At 44.5% G+C, this 1,090-nt stretch carries 1 protein-coding gene; it reads right to left on the bottom strand.

Going from position 1 to position 1,090, the window contains the following annotated elements; genetic code table 11:
- Positions 1–1,090, bottom strand: a 1,090-nt coding sequence (locus tag R7Q47_RS26110) for a DUF3458 domain-containing protein (protein ID WP_318090244.1), incomplete at both ends; no start/stop codon positions are given.

Below are 1,090 nucleotides of genomic sequence, written 5' to 3'. Positions count from 1 at the left end.
TAGGAAGATCAGTTCAGCGTCGCTGTAATCGTATTCCAATTTAACTGGCGCAGAGAACTCGCGTAACAATGAAGGCACTGGTTGATCTGAGACATTCTCGAACACAAATGTTTGTTTATCTTGCTTGATGTCCAAAACATTGTGAACTGATTCGCCGTTAATGATCAGTGGGATAACCTGACCTTTCGAATCATAAAGCTCGATATCGAATGGAATGTGCAGTGCTTGTTTTTCTGCTTGGTCTTGCGTTGCTTCAGTAAATTGCTCAACTGTTAGCGCGTAAGTTTTGGCTTCAGCGTTGTATTCGCTGTTTACACGAAGTGTTGGTGTACCAGATTGGCTATACCATAGACGGAATTGCTTAAGGTCAACGCCCGTTGCATCTTCCATTGCAGAAACGAAGTCTTCACATGTTGCCGCTGTACCGTCGTGACGCTCAAAGTAAAGCTTCATACCTTTTTGGAAGCCTTCCTCGCCAAGCAAAGTGTGGTACATACGAATCACTTCACTGCCCTTCTCATAAACGGTCAGTGTATAAAAGTTATTCATTTCAATAACTTTGTCAGGACGAATTGGGTGTGACATTGGGCTTGCATCTTCAGCAAACTGAGGGCCACGAATAATGCGCACGTTGTCGATTCGATTTACCGCACGTGAACCTAAGTCAGAAGAAAACTCTTGATCACGGAACACCGTCAAACCTTCTTTTAGGCTCAGCTGGAACCAATCACGGCAAGTCACGCGGTTGCCTGTCCAGTTATGGAAGTATTCATGGCTAATCACAGCTTCAATACCCAAGTAATCTCGGTCTGTCGCCGTTTGGTCATTCGCCAGAACAAACTTAGAGTTAAAGATATTTAGGCCTTTGTTTTCCATTGCGCCCATGTTGAAGAAATCAACCGCCACGATCATGTAAATATCGAGGTCGTATTCTAGACCAAAGCGTTCTTCGTCCCACTTCATTGAGTTGATTAGCGATGTCATCGCGTGACCCGCTCGGTCTAAGTTGCCTTTATCGACAAAGATTTCTAGGTCAACGTTGCGACCAGACATTGTGGTGTATTTATCGCGAAGCACATCAAAGTCACCA

The sequence above is a fragment of the Vibrio sp. Vb0349 genome, assembly GCF_033338975.1.
This window is presented reverse-complemented; position numbering and strand designations above follow the sequence as displayed.